The organism is Ruegeria sp. AD5 (assembly GCF_056542345.1).
Genome location: NZ_JBQFZR010000002.1, coordinates 338,709 through 353,029 on the forward strand (window position 1 = coordinate 338,709; position 14,321 = coordinate 353,029).

The window sequence follows — 14,321 nt, forward strand, 5'->3', positions numbered from 1 at the left end:
AACCGTAAGAAATTATTTGGAAAAAACAGATTTCAGCAACATCTAAACAAAATGTTGAGAGTGAGGAGCCGATTCGGTTCACTCCGCAACATACGGCGCTGATTGGGCGCTCGATGGAAGTTTTAGGGAAGTCTGGGAGGATAAGACTGATGAAATTCCTGACAACGGCAGCAACCGCAATCGCACTGTCCGTGACAGCGACCGCTGGTGTAGCAGCTTGCGATGATGGCGAGATCGTCGTGAAGTTTGCGCATGTGACCAATACGGACAAACACCCCAAGGGCATCGCCGCTTCGCTGCTTGAGCAGCGCGTCAATGACGAGATGAACGGCGTGATGTGCATGGAGGTTTATCCGAACTCCACTCTTTACAATGATGACAAGGTTCTTGAAGCGATGCTGCAGGGCGACGTGCAGTTGGCCGCGCCCTCGCTGTCGAAGTTTGAGAAGTTTACAAAGCAATTCCGCCTGTTCGATCTGCCGTTCATGTTCAAGAACATCGATGCTGTGGATGCGTTCCAAGCCTCGGCTGATGGTCAGGCGATGAAAGACAGCATGCAGCGCCGCGGCCTGCAGGGGCTGGCATTCTGGCACAATGGCATGAAGCAGATGTCTGCGAACAAGCCGTTGGAAGATCCTTCGGATGCGAACGGCCTGAAGTTCCGCGTTCAGTCTTCGGACGTATTGGTTGCCCAGATGGAAGCAATTGGTGGCAGCCCTCAGAAGATGGCGTTCTCAGAAGTGTACGGTGCTCTGCAACAGGGCGTTGTTGACGGGCAGGAAAACACCTGGTCGAACATCTACGGCAAGAAGTTCTTCGAGGTGCAGGACGGCATCACAGAAACGAACCACGGTATCATCGATTATCTGGTTGTAACCTCAGTTGACTGGCTGGACAGCCTGGAGCCTGAAGTTCGCGATCAATTCCTGACGATTCTCGCCGAAGTGACCGAGACTCGTAACAAGGAGGCCTTTTCCGTAAACGAAGCTGCCAAGGCTTCGATCACTGACGCAGGGGGCATCATCCGGGAACTGAACCCCGAGCAGCGCCAGGCCTGGGTCGATGCGATGAAGCCAGTCTGGGATAAATTTGCCGGTGACGTTGGTCAGGACAAGATCGACGCCGCACAGGCGATCAACGCCGGGTTCTGATCCCGGTTCAAGCCACGCGTCCGGGGACTGGGGAGTTATGGACGCATAGGCTGGGCGGGCCTTAGTGGCCCGCCACACTCCCACCACTCTCATCAAAAAAATGCGGGGACAGAGAGATGTCTGGTGCGAAACCCGGCCAAGGCGGGCTGGTCGACCATATCGAAGAAACCATGATTGCGTGCCTGTTGGGTCTGATGACAATTGTCACCTTCGCCAATGTGATCGCGCGGTTTGTATTCAATTCTAACATTCTTTGGGCGCTGGAACTGACAGTATTCACCTTCGGTTGGTTGGTGCTGCTGGGTGCGTCTTATGCAGTGAAGAAGCATGCACATCTGGGTGTTGATGCGATCCTGAACATGCTGGCCCCCGCGCCACGCCGGGTTTTGGCGCTGATAGCCGTGGCTTGCTGTCTGGTGTTTTCTCTGCTCCTGCTCAAGGGTTCGTATGACTACTGGGCAGTGTTTGCCGATCTGCCGCCCACCTCGGGTCGCTGGTTTCCGACCGGCTTTGACATGAGCGCGCGCAGCCAGAGCTTCTATGAAGTTGATGATATCCCGATGGTCGCGCCGCTGCGGTTTCTGGAAGATATGATCAACTATGGCGAGTATTACGAGAAACTGCCCAAGGTCGTTCCGTATTTCGTTCTGCCTCTTTCGATGTTGCTGCTGGTGATCCGTTTTGCACAGGTCGCAGTACAGATTTGGCGCGGTGAAACTGATCGCCTTGTAGCTAGCCACGAGGTTGAGGACGAGATCGAAGAAGTCCGCGCCCAGCAGGGGGAGCATGACTGATGGACGTCGTACTACTTTTCTCGATGGTCATTGGCCTATTGTTGATCGGAGTTCCGATCGCGGTGGCACTTGGTCTCAGCTCGACCCTCTTCCTGCTGATCTATTCCGACAGCTCATTGGCTTCGGTCGCTGGCACGCTGTTCGAGGCATTTGAGGGGCATTTCACCCTCTTGGCTATCCCGTTTTTCATTCTCGCGTCATCTTTCATGACCACAGGTGGAGTGGCGCGGCGGATCATCCGGTTCTCGATCGCTTGTGTAGGGCACTTGCCCGGAGGTCTGGCAATTGCTGGCGTCTTCGCGTGTATGCTGTTTGCGGCCTTGTCGGGTTCGTCTCCGGCGACAGTTGTCGCAATCGGGTCGATCGTCATCGCTGGCATGCGTCAGGTGGGCTATTCCAAGGAATTCGCCGCCGGTGTGATCTGTAACGCAGGGACACTGGGCATTCTGATTCCGCCATCAATCGTGATGGTGGTCTATGCGGCAGCCGTGGAGGTTTCGGTCGGGCGGATGTTCCTTGCGGGCGTTATTCCGGGTTTGATGGCTGGTCTGATGCTGATGATCACCATTTACGTCATGGCCAAGGTCAAGAACCTTCCCAAAGGCGATTGGAAAGGTTGGGGCGAAGTCTTCACCTCGGCGCGCGAGGCCGGTTGGGGTCTGTTCCTGATCGTCATCATCCTCGGCGGTATCTACGGAGGTATCTTTACCCCGACCGAGGCCGCGGCTGTTGCTGCCGTCTATGCGTTCCTGATCGCAAGTTTTGTCTACAAGGATATGGGTCCGCTCAGCACCGAAGGGAATGCGCAGAACATCTCGCTGCTCAAGAAACCCTATGCATTGATCACGGCCTTTGTGCACCCCGACACCAAGCATACACTTTTCGAGGCGGGCAAGCTGACCGTCACGCTGCTGTTCGTGATCGCCAACGCGCTGATCCTGAAACATGTGCTGACGGATGAGCAGGTGCCTCAGCATATCGCAAGCGCCATGCTATCGGCGGGTCTGGGGCCAGTGACTTTCCTGATTGTGGTCAACGTGATCCTGCTGATCGGTGGCCAGTTCATGGAGCCCTCAGGTCTGCTGGTCATTGTGGCCCCGCTGGTCTTCCCGATTGCTATCGAGTTGGGTATCGACCCGATCCATCTGGGCATTATCATGGTGGTCAATATGGAGATCGGGATGATCACGCCTCCGGTCGGGTTGAACCTGTTCGTAACCTCGGGCGTGGCGGGTATGCCGATGATGAGTGTTGTGAAGGCAGCGTTGCCGTTCTTGGCCGTGCTGTTCGTCTTCCTCATCATGGTTACGTATATCCCGTGGATTTCGACATTCCTGCCCAACACATTCATGGGGCCTGAGATCATAACCAACTAGATCGGTTAAACCGAGCATATGAACCGGGCGGTGTAATCCGCCCGTTTTTTTTGTCTTGAAACTGATGCCCAAACGCATATCTGAGGGTCAGAGGACGACCTCACCATCATGGACGATTATTCGGGACGACCCGATCTCGGAAAGTGAGGTGTTCTTATGCCCTGGATATTACTATTGTTTGCCGGCCTTCTCGAAATCGTCTGGGCCGTCGCGATGAAGCAGACCGCTGGTTTCACGCGGCTGTGGCCGACGGCGATCATGGGTGTTGCGATGATCGGGTCATTTGGCCTACTTGCAATGGCCATGCGGGATCTGCCGCTTGGTACCGCCTATACGATCTGGACCGGGATCGGCGCAGTAGGGGCGTTCACTATTGGCATCCTGTTCCTGGGTGAAGCGCTGACGCCCATGCGGATCGGCGCTGCGGTTCTAATCGTGACGGGTTTGGTCATCATGAAACTGGCCTAAGCGTTGACGGCCATAGTGGTGTCGGGCAGCTTTGCGAAACAACTCCGAACAAAGGACACCTGCATATGCTGACCGACACCGATGCACGCTTGCTCCGCGTCGCCTATGATGAGGCGAAAGCTGGATTTGACGAAGGAGGCTGCCCAATCGGTTCAGTGCTTGCGCGGGGTGGTGAGGTCGTCGCGCGAGGGCGTAATCAGCGTGTCCAACTGGGCGACCCGATTGCCCACGGGGAAATGGATGCGCTGCGCAAGGCAGGGTGGCAGAAGACCTATCGCGATACTGTGCTCTATACCTCGCTGTCGCCTTGCATGATGTGTTCTGGCACGATCGTACAGTTCGGTATCCCGCGTGTTGTGATCGGAGACACCGTGAATTTTGGCGGCAATGAGGACTTCCTGCGCGATCGCGGTGTCGAGGTCATCATCGCAGATGACCCGGACTGCATTGCATTGATGAAGCGTTTTATCGAAGAGAAGCCCGCGCTTTGGGCCGAAGATATTGCCGAATGAGGTTGGCGATCAGGCGCTTTCAAGCGCCTGAATGATGCCCGAGAAATCATTTGCTTTCAGACTGGCGCCACCCACCAACGCTCCGTCAACATTTGAAACGCCAAAAATCTCGGCAGCATTACCGGGTTTGACCGATCCGCCATACAGCAGGCGGACTGACCGGCCGACACCTTCGCCAAATCGGCGTTCCAGACGTGCGCGTATGAAATCGTGCACTTCTCCGATCTCTTCCAAAGTCGGAACCTTACCGGTGCCGATGGCCCAGATCGGCTCATATGCGACAATCAGGTTCTCGCCTGTCGCTTGATCCGGGATCGAACCTGACATCTGTCCACCGATGATATCCAGAGTATTTGCTGCTTCGCGCTGCTCAAGGCTTTCACCGACGCAGATGATCGTCTTCAGGCCTGCATCCATGGCGGTGCGTGCTTTGGCACGGATGTCTTCGTTCTGCTCAGCATGATCTTCACGGCGCTCGGAATGGCCAAGGATCACTGCGCTCGCCCCTGCATCCAACAGCATCTCGGCACTCAGATCCCCGGTATGCGCACCCGAGAGCGCCGCGTGGCAGTCTTGGCCGCCAACGGCAATGCCCGAACCTTCAACCGTATTTGCCGCGCGATGAAGCAAAGTGGCTGGTGGGCATATCAGGATTTCTACCGCAGAAGATGGGTGCGAGGCTTTCAACGCTTCCAACTCGCTCAGCGCAACGCCAGTTCCATTCATTTTCCAGTTGCCTGCCGCCAACTTACGCCGCATCGCGATCCCTCCGGTTTTCTGCTTTGAACCCTCGGATATCACCCGCAGGCGGGGCTGACAATTCCGGTTGCATAGCGCTACGTGTCGGGACACATTGCGCGCGTTGTTGCGGAGGATGGCATGATAGACGATCTCGATCTCGCCAAATTGGATCTGCGTGATCCAGCTGAGATGGAAAAGCTGAGACATGCTGTTCGCCAGATCGGACTTCTAACAATCTCCAATTCCGGCCTAGATGCCGCCCGTGTGCAGCTGGTGATTGACGCGTATCGCGATTTTTTTCGTCAACCCGATGAGATCAAGCAGAGCGTCGATATGGCAGCTACGGGTGCCAACCGCGGTTGGGGTGCGCCGCGTTCCGAACAGGTGGATCTCAGGGCGAACCCGGATTTCAAAGAAGTCTTTGATAGCGGTTTTGAACTGCCAGCCGATGATCCCTATGCGGGGCGGGGATTAAGTGTGTATGCCCCAAATCTCTGGCCAGACGGGGCTGACGCCTTTCGGGGAACGATCCAGAGTTACTATTCAGACGCCTGCTCAGTTGCCATTCGCGTTTTGCGCGCGATTGCGATTGCCATCGGTAGGGATGCAAACAGTTTTGATGCCGCCTTTGATACACCAATGGCGCTGCTGCGCGGTAACTTCTATCCGCAACGCCCTGATTGGGCGGGAGAAAAGGACTTTGGTATCGGCGCGCATACGGATTATGGCTGCCTGACTTTGCTGGCCACGGACGGCACTCCGGGTCTGGAAGTTCGTATGCCTGATGGCGATTGGCAAGCTGTAAACGCCACGCCGGGACAATTCATAATCAATTTCGGGGAGATGCTGGAGTTTTGGACGGCAGGAGAAGTCAAAGCGACCGAGCATAGGGTCAAAGGCAGCGTGAACGAGAGGATCTCGGTTCCGTTGTTCTTTAATCCTTCTTACGACACAAATGTTGCGCCGCCGGGTTCATGCGCCACGATCCGCGCCGGAGAGCACCTGACGCGGCGATTTAATGAGACCTACGTCCACCTAAAAGCTGCGAGTTAGCGTTGTTCAGCCAAGGTTTCGTCGAACTTGATCGATTCTCCGCATCCGCATGCATCGACTACATTCGGGTTTCGGAACTTGAAACCGGCCTCAAGCAGTGAAACCTCGTAGTCGATCTCGGTTCCGAACAGGAACATCTGTGCCATGGGGGCGATCATCACACGCGCGCCATCCTGCTCGACCACTTCGTCATTCGGGTCCGCATCATCGACATAGTCCATGGTGTATTCCATCCCCGCGCAGCCGCCTTTCTTGACGCCGATGCGCAATCCGGTGTGACCGCCGGATTTCATAAGCCGAACAATCTGTTCAGCAGCTTTAGGTGTCATGGTCACGGCTTGTTTGCCGGGAATGCCAAACATGGTGGGCTCCGTTATCGCGCGTTATCTCTAATCTAAGGCCGACACGCGCCGGGCTCAAGAGAGAGCCTGTTCAAATACACACTCCGCGCAGGGTTGTCACGATGGTGCGCGAAGCTTTAGCGTATCTGAAGTAAAGGACAGGCATTCCAGAGAGGTTTGGATCGATGAGAGCGCAGAACTGGGCAGGAGCAGCCATTTTCACATCTATGTTGCTGGCGTCCGCGTCTGCGGCACTTGCGATAGATGACACAAAACGGCACCCGGTCAACTGTGCTACCGCACCCGGTGATCTGCGCGCAATCGCAGCTGAAAAGAAACATGCCGAGGACCAGCAGGCTGAAAGCGTGTTCTCGATCCTCCCTGCCGGTGCCTTGCTGGGTCTCGTCACAGGAACCGAGAGCAAGCACCTGAAGATGCTGTCAGGCGACTATATAAAAGAGCTGGACGCGCGCGCTGCTGAAATCAAGTCGACCTGTAACATCGAATAATCAATCAAAAAGGGCCGCTCTCGGGCAAGAGCGGCCCGGAATGGGCCCATTGAATGGGGGATGGCTATGGTCAGAGGCCCATGCAATTCACGAAGTATGTCAATTTAGCGGGGCAATCGGATAAGACGCCCGCTACTCGACATCCTGCGCCAGCACGTCCAGCAGATCGAAAAACGCATGCTTAATCACTGGGTCAGTACCTGAGGACCTTGTGACCCAGCATTGTGACAACATGAAAACGGTTAAGTAACACGCAGTACACCGTTTTGTAACATCGCCATGTTTTTTGTGAGTAAGTCGAGAGTTACATGAAACCCAGCTCAAGCCGGGCTTCATCTGACATCATTTCCATGCCCCAAGGTGGCTCCCAAGTCAGTTCGACGTCGACCTCTTTGACGCCAGCAACGGGTTCGATTGCTTCCACGATCCAACCGGGCATTTCGCCTGCGACAGGACAACCTGGCGCAGTGAGGGTCATGATCACCTTGACCGCGTTTTCTCCGGTGATGTCGATCGTATAGATCAGACCGAGATCGTAGATATTGACCGGTATTTCTGGGTCAAACACCGTCCGGCAAGCTTCGACCACGGGTTCGTAGAGCGGGTGATCGATGGTCGAGGGAGCGATCAGAGGGCTGCCTTCGAACTGTTCACTGGGGTGGGTCATTGATGCCTCGGGTCTGTTACCTGAGAAATTATATAGGGAAAGTGCCGGGCAGCGTCCAGAGGTGCCGTGGCGCCTGATCAGGGCGCCACGACAGATCAGTCGTTGATGTCGTGCTTGAAGGTTTTGACTTGGCCGTGCGGCAAGGCAAACATACGGCGCAGAACCAGCCATGCGACCAGTGACAGAACAGCAAATATCAACAGCAGAACGGGCAGGGATGGCATGAGGCCAGGGATCAGCAAAACCACTCCGGTAATGGCTGCACCGATGGCAAAACCCAGGAAAATGAAGCCGGGCAGCGCGACCTCAAGGATGCCCAGAGCAAGCGCTCCGGCCAACCAAATCCACCACGTCAGCCAGAAAGGATCGGCCATCATTTTCCTCCTTTAAGCATGTTAAAGGCATTGCCGAAGGCTTCAAGTGCGTTTGCAGGCACAACGATGGTCTGCGAGCCGGTGCCGTTGCCTAGGGCGTTCAGCGATTCCACCTGTTTCAACGCAACCTGATACTGTGCCGCTTCCAGCCCGTTGTCTTGAATGGCCTTTGCTACGACCTGAGTCGCATAAGCTTCGGCCTCAGCCGAGATTCGGCGGGCCTTGGCGGTCTGCTCTGCCGCATAAAGTTCGGCATCTGCTTGCAGCTCAACGGCACGCTTTTGGCCCTCGGCCTCGGTCACCTGAGCGCGGCGGGCACGTTCGGCGTTCAATTGCTGCAACATCGCGTCACGAGTGGCCTGATCGAGGTTCACGTCCAGAATCTCGGCGCGGGTTACTTCGATCCCCCAATCGTCAACAGCGGTTTCGACACTTTCCTGAATACGTTCAATCAGTTGCGCCCGGTTCGATTGCACTTCATCCAGGTCCATCTTACCGATCTCGGCGCGGACGATACCGGCTACAGTCGTTGCAATCGCACCGTCGACATCGCGGATGCGATAGACCGTCTTTTCCGGCTCGAGAATGCGGTAGAACACCGAGGTATCGATCTGCACCAGAACATTGTCCTTGGTAATTGCGTCTTGCGTTGCGTTTGGCAACTGACGCTCAAGGATGGATATCTTGTGGCGGGCAACATCTAGAAAAGGAACGATAAAATTGATCCCGGGCCCAAGCACCGAATGCAGGCGGCCAAACCGTTCAACCACGTATTTCTCGGATTGAGGCACGATCTTGATGCCTTTGAATATGACAATGGCAATAAGCGCCGCCGCCAGCAGGTAGATAATGTTCGAAGTGATCAGTCCGATAATCTGGTCTTCTGTCATACTGTCCTCATTTATTGTGTACTATGGTATACATATGGGGATTGAGTCGCTCAATTTCAACTCTGGTATGGATTGTGCTGGCCGGAATGCAAATCGGTGAAAACGTTCATACCGGCCAGAAATTCCCTTTTGTGGCAGCTTTGCATCCCGCTGGTGTTTGCGTTATCGGACGAGGATGAAACTGATTATCGATACAGACCCCGGCATCGACGACGCAATGGCCATTGCCTATGCCGCCGCTGCGTCCGAAATTGACCTTGTTGGTCTGACCACCGTGTTCGGCAACACCCATGTGCATCAATCCAGCCGCAATGCGCGGTTTCTGGTGGACAAACTAGGGCTGGGCATTCCCGTGGCCCAAGGCGCGCCATTCGCTTTGGGAGAGACCACGCATTCACCTTCGGAACATGTGCACGGCCCCGAAGGCTTTGGTGACCTGACCCAGATTGATGAGATAGGCGAAAACCACGCCCTGTCCGCCGCAGAGTTTCTTGTCGACATGGCGCGCAGCCATCGCGGAGAGCTGGTCGTATGCGCGGTTGGGCCATTGACCAATATCGCTGATGCCATGCGATTGGACCCTGAGTTTGCAGAGAATCTTGGCAAGCTCGTCATCATGGGCGGGGCCGTGTACTGCCCGGGCAACATCACCGAACATGCCGAGGCGAATATCTATCACGATGCCAAAGCTGCAGACGAAGTCTTTGCCGCGCCGCCGCCTACGATTCTGGTGGGATTGGATGTGACTCTGAAAACGCTCTACGAGACCGCTGATTTTGAGGCGCTCGCTGAACGTTCCCCTGACATGGGTGGTTTTCTGCGTGATATCTCGCGCTTCTATTTAAAGTTCTATAAAAAGATCGGTGGGCTTGAAGGGTGCGGACTGCATGACTCGACTGCCGTTATCGCCTGCACCCATGAACCGATGTTCGAAATGGTCGAAACGGGTTTGCAGGTGGCGTTGGACGGGGCTGAAATCGGTGCGACTCGTCCTGACCCTGCACGGCCACCAGTGCGAGTGTGCCGGGATGTGGACGGGGCGGGGGTGGTACGCCTGTTTACGGATCGTGTGGCCTCGCTACCCTGACGGGTTGCATTGCCCCAGCAGATCGGGCAAAGCCTGCCCGGTTCAGCGATCCAAGGCGTTAACATGACCCAGCGATTTTCTTTCGACCTGAAAGCCACTGACGGCAAGGCCCGCACAGGCGTGATCAACACGCCGCGCGGTGAGGTGCGGACGCCAGCGTTCATGCCTGTGGGAACCGCCGCGACCGTCAAGGCAATGATGCCGGAAAGCGTGCGGGCCACAGGTGCCGATATTCTGCTGGGCAACACCTATCATCTGATGCTGCGCCCCACGGCCGAGCGCATTGATCGTTTGGGAGGCCTGCACAAATTCATGAACTGGGACCGCCCCATCCTGACGGATTCGGGCGGGTTTCAAGTGATGTCGCTGGCGGGTCTGCGCAAATTGACCGAGAAGGGCGTGACCTTTAAATCTCACGTCGATGGCTCGAAGCACGAATTGACGCCGGAACGGTCGATGGAAATCCAACGCCTTTTGGGCTCGGACATCGTCATGTGCTTTGATGAATGCCCGGCGCTGCCCGCGGATCGCGACCGGATCACCGAGTCCATGCGACTTTCGATGCGGTGGGCTGCGCGGTCGCGCGAGGCGTTCGGCGACCGCCCCGGCCACGCCCTGTTCGGGATCATGCAAGGCGGGTTGGAACAAGACCTTCGCGAAGAAAGCGCCGAGGCGCTGAAACAGATCGGCTTTGAAGGTTACGCCGTCGGTGGCCTTGCCGTGGGTGAAGGGCAGGAGGCCATGTTCAGCTGCCTTGATTATGCGCCAGACTTCCTGCCCGAGGATAAGCCGCGCTACCTTATGGGCGTGGGCAAGCCGGATGACATTGTCGGCGCGGTCGCGCGCGGGATCGACATGATGGATTGCGTTCTACCTTCGCGGTCCGGTCGTACCGGGCAGGTGTTCACGCGCTACGGCGTGGTCAATATCAAGAACGCCCGCCATGCCGACGACCCGCGCCCGCTGGATGAGAACTGCACATGCCCGGCATGTTCAAATTACTCTCGCGCCTACCTGCATCATGTGTTCCGCTCGAATGAGATGATCTCGGGCATGCTGCTGACCTGGCACAATCTGCACTACTTTCAGGAAATCATGCAGGTCATGCGGGATGCGATTTCCGAGGGAACATTTACTGAGTGGCAGTCGCAATTCCACGCGCAACGGGAACAAGGCGATATTGAACCACTCTAGATTGTAACCCATGCGGTGACAAACGTCGCATTTTTTGCTATACTGTTCCCGCATTATTTTGCCAATTTCATTTGTTTAGTTCAGGAGGATTCAATGCCTCGCTTTGTTGTTTCTATTGCAATCGTTCTCTGCGCATCGGCATCCCATGCGGATGTTTGGACCTTCGAAACCCCGTCCGAGAACATTCAGTGCGTGGTCGGGCAGGGGGCCAGTGTTTCTGACATGTCTTGTACCATTATCGAGCGCAGCGGCGCACCGGCTTTGCCGCGCCCGGCGGATTGCCAGTCGGATTGGGGGCATGCTTTTTTCATGACCAATACGGGTGCCGTCCGCATGCTGTGCCAACCGGTAAACCATAATCGGGACGGATTTGATCGTGCAGATTATGGTGTTACTGGCGAGTTTGGCGGGTTTGTCTGCCATTCTTCTAAAAAGGGTCTGGAGTGCAAAAACGAAGTCGGTCACGGTTTTTTCTTGTCTCGCGCCAAGCAGCGGGTGTTCTGATCTGCGCTTGATGAATTATTGCCGTCTTGGTCAGGTGTTCCGCTAAAATCGGTGGATATGTCTGCGGGATGCCTTGAAGTCCCCAAATCATCGGGTCATGCTGCATCACGACAAACGGCGATGAGGTTGAAATGGGGGAACAGGTGCCCCACCTTTATCGTCCAAGACAGGAGATGGCCAAAGGTTGCCTGAATCAGGGACCAGCGCCGTCTTGCCAATGATAAGGATAGAGCATGCAAGAGCCTCTGAATTCCTCATACCCCGTCCTTCCGCTGCGCGATATCGTGGTCTTCCCACATATGATCGTGCCGCTGTTCGTGGGCCGTGACAAATCGGTCCGCGCCCTGGAAGAGGTGATGCAGGATGACAAGCAAATTCTGTTGTCCAGCCAGATTGATCCTGGTGAGGATGATCCTGAAATCGACGGTATCTACCGCTCGGGCGTTCTGGCCAACGTGCTGCAACTGCTGAAACTGCCCGATGGCACCGTGAAGGTGCTTGTCGAGGGGCAGGCGCGGGTGCAGATCACAGAATTCCTTGAAAACGATCAGTTTTTCGAAGCGCGCGCCGAGTATCTGACCGAGATTCCGGGCGATGTCACCACGACCGAAGCGCTGTTGCGCACCGTCGCGGACGAGTTTGAGCGCTATGCAAAAGTGCGCAAGAATATCCCCGAAGAGGCGCTGGCCGCCGTCGGTGAAACCACCGAGCCTGCAAAGTTGGCCGACCTTGTGTCAGGTCATCTGGGCATCGAGGTTGAACAGAAACAGGAACTGCTTGAGACGCTCTCGGTGAGCGAGCGGCTTGAGAAGGTCTATGGCCTGATGCAGGGCGAAATGTCTGTCCTGCAGGTCGAGAAAAAGATCAAAACCCGCGTCAAATCCCAGATGGAGAAAACGCAGCGCGAGTACTATCTGAATGAGCAGATGAAGGCCATTCAGAAGGAACTTGGCGATGGCGAGGACGGCAGCAACGAAGTTGCCGAACTCGAAGCCAAGATCAACGAGACCAAGCTGTCGAAAGAGGCGCGCGAGAAGGCCGAGGGTGAGCTGAAAAAGCTCAAAAACATGTCGCCCATGTCGGCCGAAGCCACTGTTGTGCGCAACTATCTCGACTGGATTCTGGCGCTGCCTTGGGGCACCAAATCCCGCGTCAAAAAGGATCTGGGTCGCGCGCAGGACATTCTGGACGCCGATCACTATGGGCTTGAGAAGGTCAAAGAGCGGATCGTTGAATATCTGGCGGTACAGCAACGTTCGAAAAAGCTGAAAGGCCCGATCCTGTGCCTTGTTGGCCCTCCGGGTGTTGGTAAGACCTCGCTGGGTAAGTCGGTTGCCAAAGCCACGGGGCGAGAGTTTATTCGCATCTCGCTGGGTGGCGTGCGCGACGAATCCGAGATTCGTGGCCACCGTCGGACTTATATCGGGTCGATGCCCGGCAAGATCATTCAGGCGCTGAAGAAGGCGAAAACCACAAACCCTCTCATCCTGCTCGATGAAATCGACAAGATGGGGCAGGATTTCCGTGGCGATCCAGCCTCGGCGATGCTGGAGGTGTTGGACCCGGAACAGAACAACACGTTCATGGATCATTATCTTGAGGTCGAATATGACCTGTCCAACGTGATGTTCCTGACCACGTCTAACAGCTACAACATGCCTGGGCCTCTGCTAGACCGGATGGAGATCATCCCGCTGGCCGGTTACACCGAAGAGGAAAAGAGCGAGATCGCCAAGCAGCACCTGATCGACAAACAGGTCAAAAACCATGGTCTGAAAGCCAAGGAGTTTGAGCTGACCGATGAGGCGCTACAATCGATCATCCGCACGTATACCCGCGAGGCGGGTGTGCGGAACCTCGAACGCGAAATCGCCAAAGTGGCGCGGAAATCGTTGACCAAGATCATCAAGAAAGACGCGGAGACCGTAAAGGTGACGCCCGACAATCTGGATGATTTTCTTGGAGTGCCCAAGTTCCGTTATGGCTTGGCTGAACAGGACGATCAGGTTGGTGTAGTCACTGGCTTGGCCTGGACTTCGGTCGGTGGTGATCTGCTGCATATCGAGGCTCTGAAACTGCCCGGCAAAGGGCGGATGAAGACCACTGGTAAGCTGGGCGATGTGATGAAGGAATCGATCGACGCGGCGTCGTCTTACGTCCGATCGATTTCGCCTCAGATCGGGGTTAAACCGCCGCAGTTCGACAAAATCGATATCCACGTGCACGTGCCCGATGGTGCGACGCCAAAGGATGGTCCGTCTGCGGGCTTGGCTATGGTGACCTCGATTGTTTCGGTCCTGACCGGTATTCCTGTGCGCAAGGACATCGCCATGACCGGCGAGGTTTCGCTGCGCGGCAACGCGATGCCGATTGGCGGGCTGAAAGAAAAACTGCTGGCTGCCCTGCGTGGCGGGATCAAGACTGTCCTCATTCCCGAAGAGAATGAGAAGGATCTGGCGGATATCCCCGACAACGTGAAAGAAGGGCTGGAGATCATCGCGGTCAAACACGTCTCGGAGGTACTGGAGCAAGCGTTGATACGTAAGCCCGAGTCAATTGAGTGGGATGAGGCCGCTGAAGAGGCCGCTGCCGCTGCCGCCAAGGCGGCCGAAGGGGCAGGACCGTCGGCAACAGCCCACTAAGCCTGAAACAGATTAATT

Annotated in this window: 16 protein-coding genes; 11 read left to right on the forward strand and 5 right to left on the reverse strand. The window is 55.9% G+C overall.

What is annotated here, in order from left to right:
* Window positions 1-149: 149 nt before the first annotated feature.
* The 5 genes from ACR0JG_RS10195 (at window position 150) to ACR0JG_RS10215 (ending at window position 4,301) form a co-directional block, all read left to right on the forward strand.
* Window positions 150-1,151: a DctP family TRAP transporter solute-binding subunit gene (locus tag ACR0JG_RS10195; RefSeq protein ID WP_480438504.1), complete on the forward strand. Its 1,002-nt coding sequence runs from the start codon at window positions 150-152 to the stop codon at window positions 1,149-1,151.
* Between the two features lie 116 nt (window positions 1,152-1,267).
* Window positions 1,268-1,945: a TRAP transporter small permease gene (locus tag ACR0JG_RS10200; protein ID WP_170393219.1), complete on the forward strand. Its 678-nt coding sequence runs from the start codon at window positions 1,268-1,270 to the stop codon at window positions 1,943-1,945.
* Window positions 1,945-3,321 (forward strand): TRAP transporter large permease, encoded by a 1,377-nt coding sequence (locus ACR0JG_RS10205; protein WP_170662412.1) that lies wholly within the window; start codon window positions 1,945-1,947, stop codon window positions 3,319-3,321. Before ACR0JG_RS10200 ends, ACR0JG_RS10205 begins: the two co-directional genes overlap by 1 nt.
* 156 nt (window positions 3,322-3,477) lie before the next feature.
* Window positions 3,478-3,789 carry a DMT family transporter gene (locus ACR0JG_RS10210; RefSeq protein ID WP_170562909.1) on the forward strand — a complete coding sequence of 104 codons (312 nt, stop codon included), beginning with the start codon at window positions 3,478-3,480 and terminating at the stop codon, window positions 3,787-3,789.
* 65 nt (window positions 3,790-3,854) lie between these two features.
* Entirely contained in the window at window positions 3,855-4,301 is a 447-nt protein-coding gene (locus ACR0JG_RS10215) for a nucleoside deaminase (RefSeq protein WP_480569540.1), read from the forward strand.
* A gap of 9 nt (window positions 4,302-4,310) precedes the next feature.
* Here ACR0JG_RS10215 and tpiA read toward each other — a convergent pair whose 3' ends face one another.
* A complete protein-coding gene (tpiA, locus tag ACR0JG_RS10220; RefSeq protein ID WP_480569543.1) occupies window positions 4,311-5,060 on the reverse strand; it encodes a triose-phosphate isomerase in 750 nt (249 codons plus the stop codon).
* A 120-nt stretch (window positions 5,061-5,180) separates the two neighbouring features.
* Here tpiA and ACR0JG_RS10225 point away from each other — a divergent pair, with 120 nt between their 5' ends.
* A complete protein-coding gene (locus ACR0JG_RS10225; protein ID WP_480569546.1) occupies window positions 5,181-6,095 on the forward strand; it encodes an isopenicillin N synthase family dioxygenase in 915 nt (304 codons plus the stop codon).
* Here the strand turns inward: ACR0JG_RS10225 and ACR0JG_RS10230 are convergent.
* Complete coding sequence (locus ACR0JG_RS10230; RefSeq protein WP_170465407.1) at window positions 6,092-6,457, reverse strand: HesB/IscA family protein; 366 nt, start codon at window positions 6,455-6,457, stop codon at window positions 6,092-6,094. The two genes, ACR0JG_RS10225 and ACR0JG_RS10230, sit on opposite strands and share 4 nt — an antisense overlap.
* A 164-nt stretch (window positions 6,458-6,621) precedes the next feature.
* On the opposite strand from ACR0JG_RS10230, the gene ACR0JG_RS10235 reads away from it, so the two are divergent.
* Window positions 6,622-6,945 (forward strand): hypothetical protein, encoded by a 324-nt coding sequence (locus ACR0JG_RS10235; RefSeq protein WP_170393212.1) that lies wholly within the window; start codon window positions 6,622-6,624, stop codon window positions 6,943-6,945.
* A gap of 304 nt (window positions 6,946-7,249) precedes the next feature.
* On the opposite strand, the gene ACR0JG_RS10240 is transcribed toward ACR0JG_RS10235, so the two are convergent.
* From ACR0JG_RS10240 to ACR0JG_RS10250, 3 genes are all read right to left on the reverse strand, one after another.
* Window positions 7,250-7,612 carry an SUF system Fe-S cluster assembly protein gene (locus ACR0JG_RS10240; RefSeq protein WP_170393211.1) on the reverse strand — a complete coding sequence of 121 codons (363 nt, stop codon included), beginning with the start codon at window positions 7,610-7,612 and terminating at the stop codon, window positions 7,250-7,252.
* Window positions 7,613-7,707: 95 nt separating this feature from the next.
* Window positions 7,708-7,986 carry an NfeD family protein gene (locus tag ACR0JG_RS10245; RefSeq protein WP_480569549.1) on the reverse strand — a complete coding sequence of 93 codons (279 nt, stop codon included), beginning with the start codon at window positions 7,984-7,986 and terminating at the stop codon, window positions 7,708-7,710.
* Entirely contained in the window at window positions 7,986-8,876 is an 891-nt protein-coding gene (locus ACR0JG_RS10250) for an SPFH domain-containing protein (protein ID WP_170584233.1), read from the reverse strand. The genes ACR0JG_RS10245 and ACR0JG_RS10250 overlap by 1 nt, the downstream gene beginning before the upstream one ends.
* A 175-nt stretch (window positions 8,877-9,051) precedes the next feature.
* Between ACR0JG_RS10250 and ACR0JG_RS10255 the strand changes: the two genes are divergently transcribed.
* From ACR0JG_RS10255 to lon, 4 genes are all read left to right on the forward strand, one after another.
* The gene (locus ACR0JG_RS10255; protein WP_480569552.1) at window positions 9,052-9,963 is read left to right on the forward strand and encodes a nucleoside hydrolase; all 912 of its coding nucleotides are present in this window, start codon (window positions 9,052-9,054) and stop codon (window positions 9,961-9,963) included.
* Window positions 9,964-10,026: 63 nt separating this feature from the next.
* Window positions 10,027-11,157, forward strand: a complete 1,131-nt coding sequence (gene tgt, locus ACR0JG_RS10260) for a tRNA guanosine(34) transglycosylase Tgt (protein ID WP_170510146.1) — start codon at window positions 10,027-10,029, stop codon at window positions 11,155-11,157.
* A 15-nt stretch (window positions 11,158-11,172) separates the two neighbouring features.
* On the forward strand, window positions 11,173-11,661 hold the full coding sequence (locus ACR0JG_RS10265; RefSeq protein WP_480569555.1) for a DUF6636 domain-containing protein: 489 nt from the start codon (window positions 11,173-11,175) through the stop codon (window positions 11,659-11,661).
* 233 nt (window positions 11,662-11,894) lie between these two features.
* Window positions 11,895-14,303, forward strand: coding sequence for an endopeptidase La (gene lon, locus ACR0JG_RS10270; protein ID WP_480569558.1), 2,409 nt, complete (start codon window positions 11,895-11,897; stop codon window positions 14,301-14,303).
* Window positions 14,304-14,321: the final 18 nt, after the last annotated feature.

What these genes read in the sequence shown, in the direction of transcription:
- ACR0JG_RS10205 (WP_170662412.1), top strand. Translation starts at nt 1,945, where the DNA reads ATGGACGTCGTACTACTTTTCTCGATGGTCATTGGCCTATTGTTGATC.
- ACR0JG_RS10235 (WP_170393212.1), top strand. Translation starts at nt 6,622, where the DNA reads ATGAGAGCGCAGAACTGGGCAGGAGCAGCCATTTTCACATCTATGTTG.
- ACR0JG_RS10225 (WP_480569546.1), top strand. Translation starts at nt 5,181, where the DNA reads ATGATAGACGATCTCGATCTCGCCAAATTGGATCTGCGTGATCCAGCT.
- ACR0JG_RS10200 (WP_170393219.1), top strand. Translation starts at nt 1,268, where the DNA reads ATGTCTGGTGCGAAACCCGGCCAAGGCGGGCTGGTCGACCATATCGAA.
- ACR0JG_RS10195 (WP_480438504.1), top strand. Translation starts at nt 150, where the DNA reads ATGAAATTCCTGACAACGGCAGCAACCGCAATCGCACTGTCCGTGACA.
- ACR0JG_RS10255 (WP_480569552.1), top strand. Translation starts at nt 9,052, where the DNA reads ATGAAACTGATTATCGATACAGACCCCGGCATCGACGACGCAATGGCC.
- ACR0JG_RS10215 (WP_480569540.1), top strand. Translation starts at nt 3,855, where the DNA reads ATGCTGACCGACACCGATGCACGCTTGCTCCGCGTCGCCTATGATGAG.
- lon (WP_480569558.1), top strand. Translation starts at nt 11,895, where the DNA reads ATGCAAGAGCCTCTGAATTCCTCATACCCCGTCCTTCCGCTGCGCGAT.
- ACR0JG_RS10230 (WP_170465407.1), bottom strand. Translation starts at nt 6,457, where the DNA reads ATGTTTGGCATTCCCGGCAAACAAGCCGTGACCATGACACCTAAAGCT.
- ACR0JG_RS10250 (WP_170584233.1), bottom strand. Translation starts at nt 8,876, where the DNA reads ATGACAGAAGACCAGATTATCGGACTGATCACTTCGAACATTATCTAC.
- ACR0JG_RS10210 (WP_170562909.1), top strand. Translation starts at nt 3,478, where the DNA reads ATGCCCTGGATATTACTATTGTTTGCCGGCCTTCTCGAAATCGTCTGG.
- tgt (WP_170510146.1), top strand. Translation starts at nt 10,027, where the DNA reads ATGACCCAGCGATTTTCTTTCGACCTGAAAGCCACTGACGGCAAGGCC.
- ACR0JG_RS10245 (WP_480569549.1), bottom strand. Translation starts at nt 7,986, where the DNA reads ATGGCCGATCCTTTCTGGCTGACGTGGTGGATTTGGTTGGCCGGAGCG.
- tpiA (WP_480569543.1), bottom strand. Translation starts at nt 5,060, where the DNA reads ATGCGGCGTAAGTTGGCGGCAGGCAACTGGAAAATGAATGGAACTGGC.
- ACR0JG_RS10240 (WP_170393211.1), bottom strand. Translation starts at nt 7,612, where the DNA reads ATGACCCACCCCAGTGAACAGTTCGAAGGCAGCCCTCTGATCGCTCCC.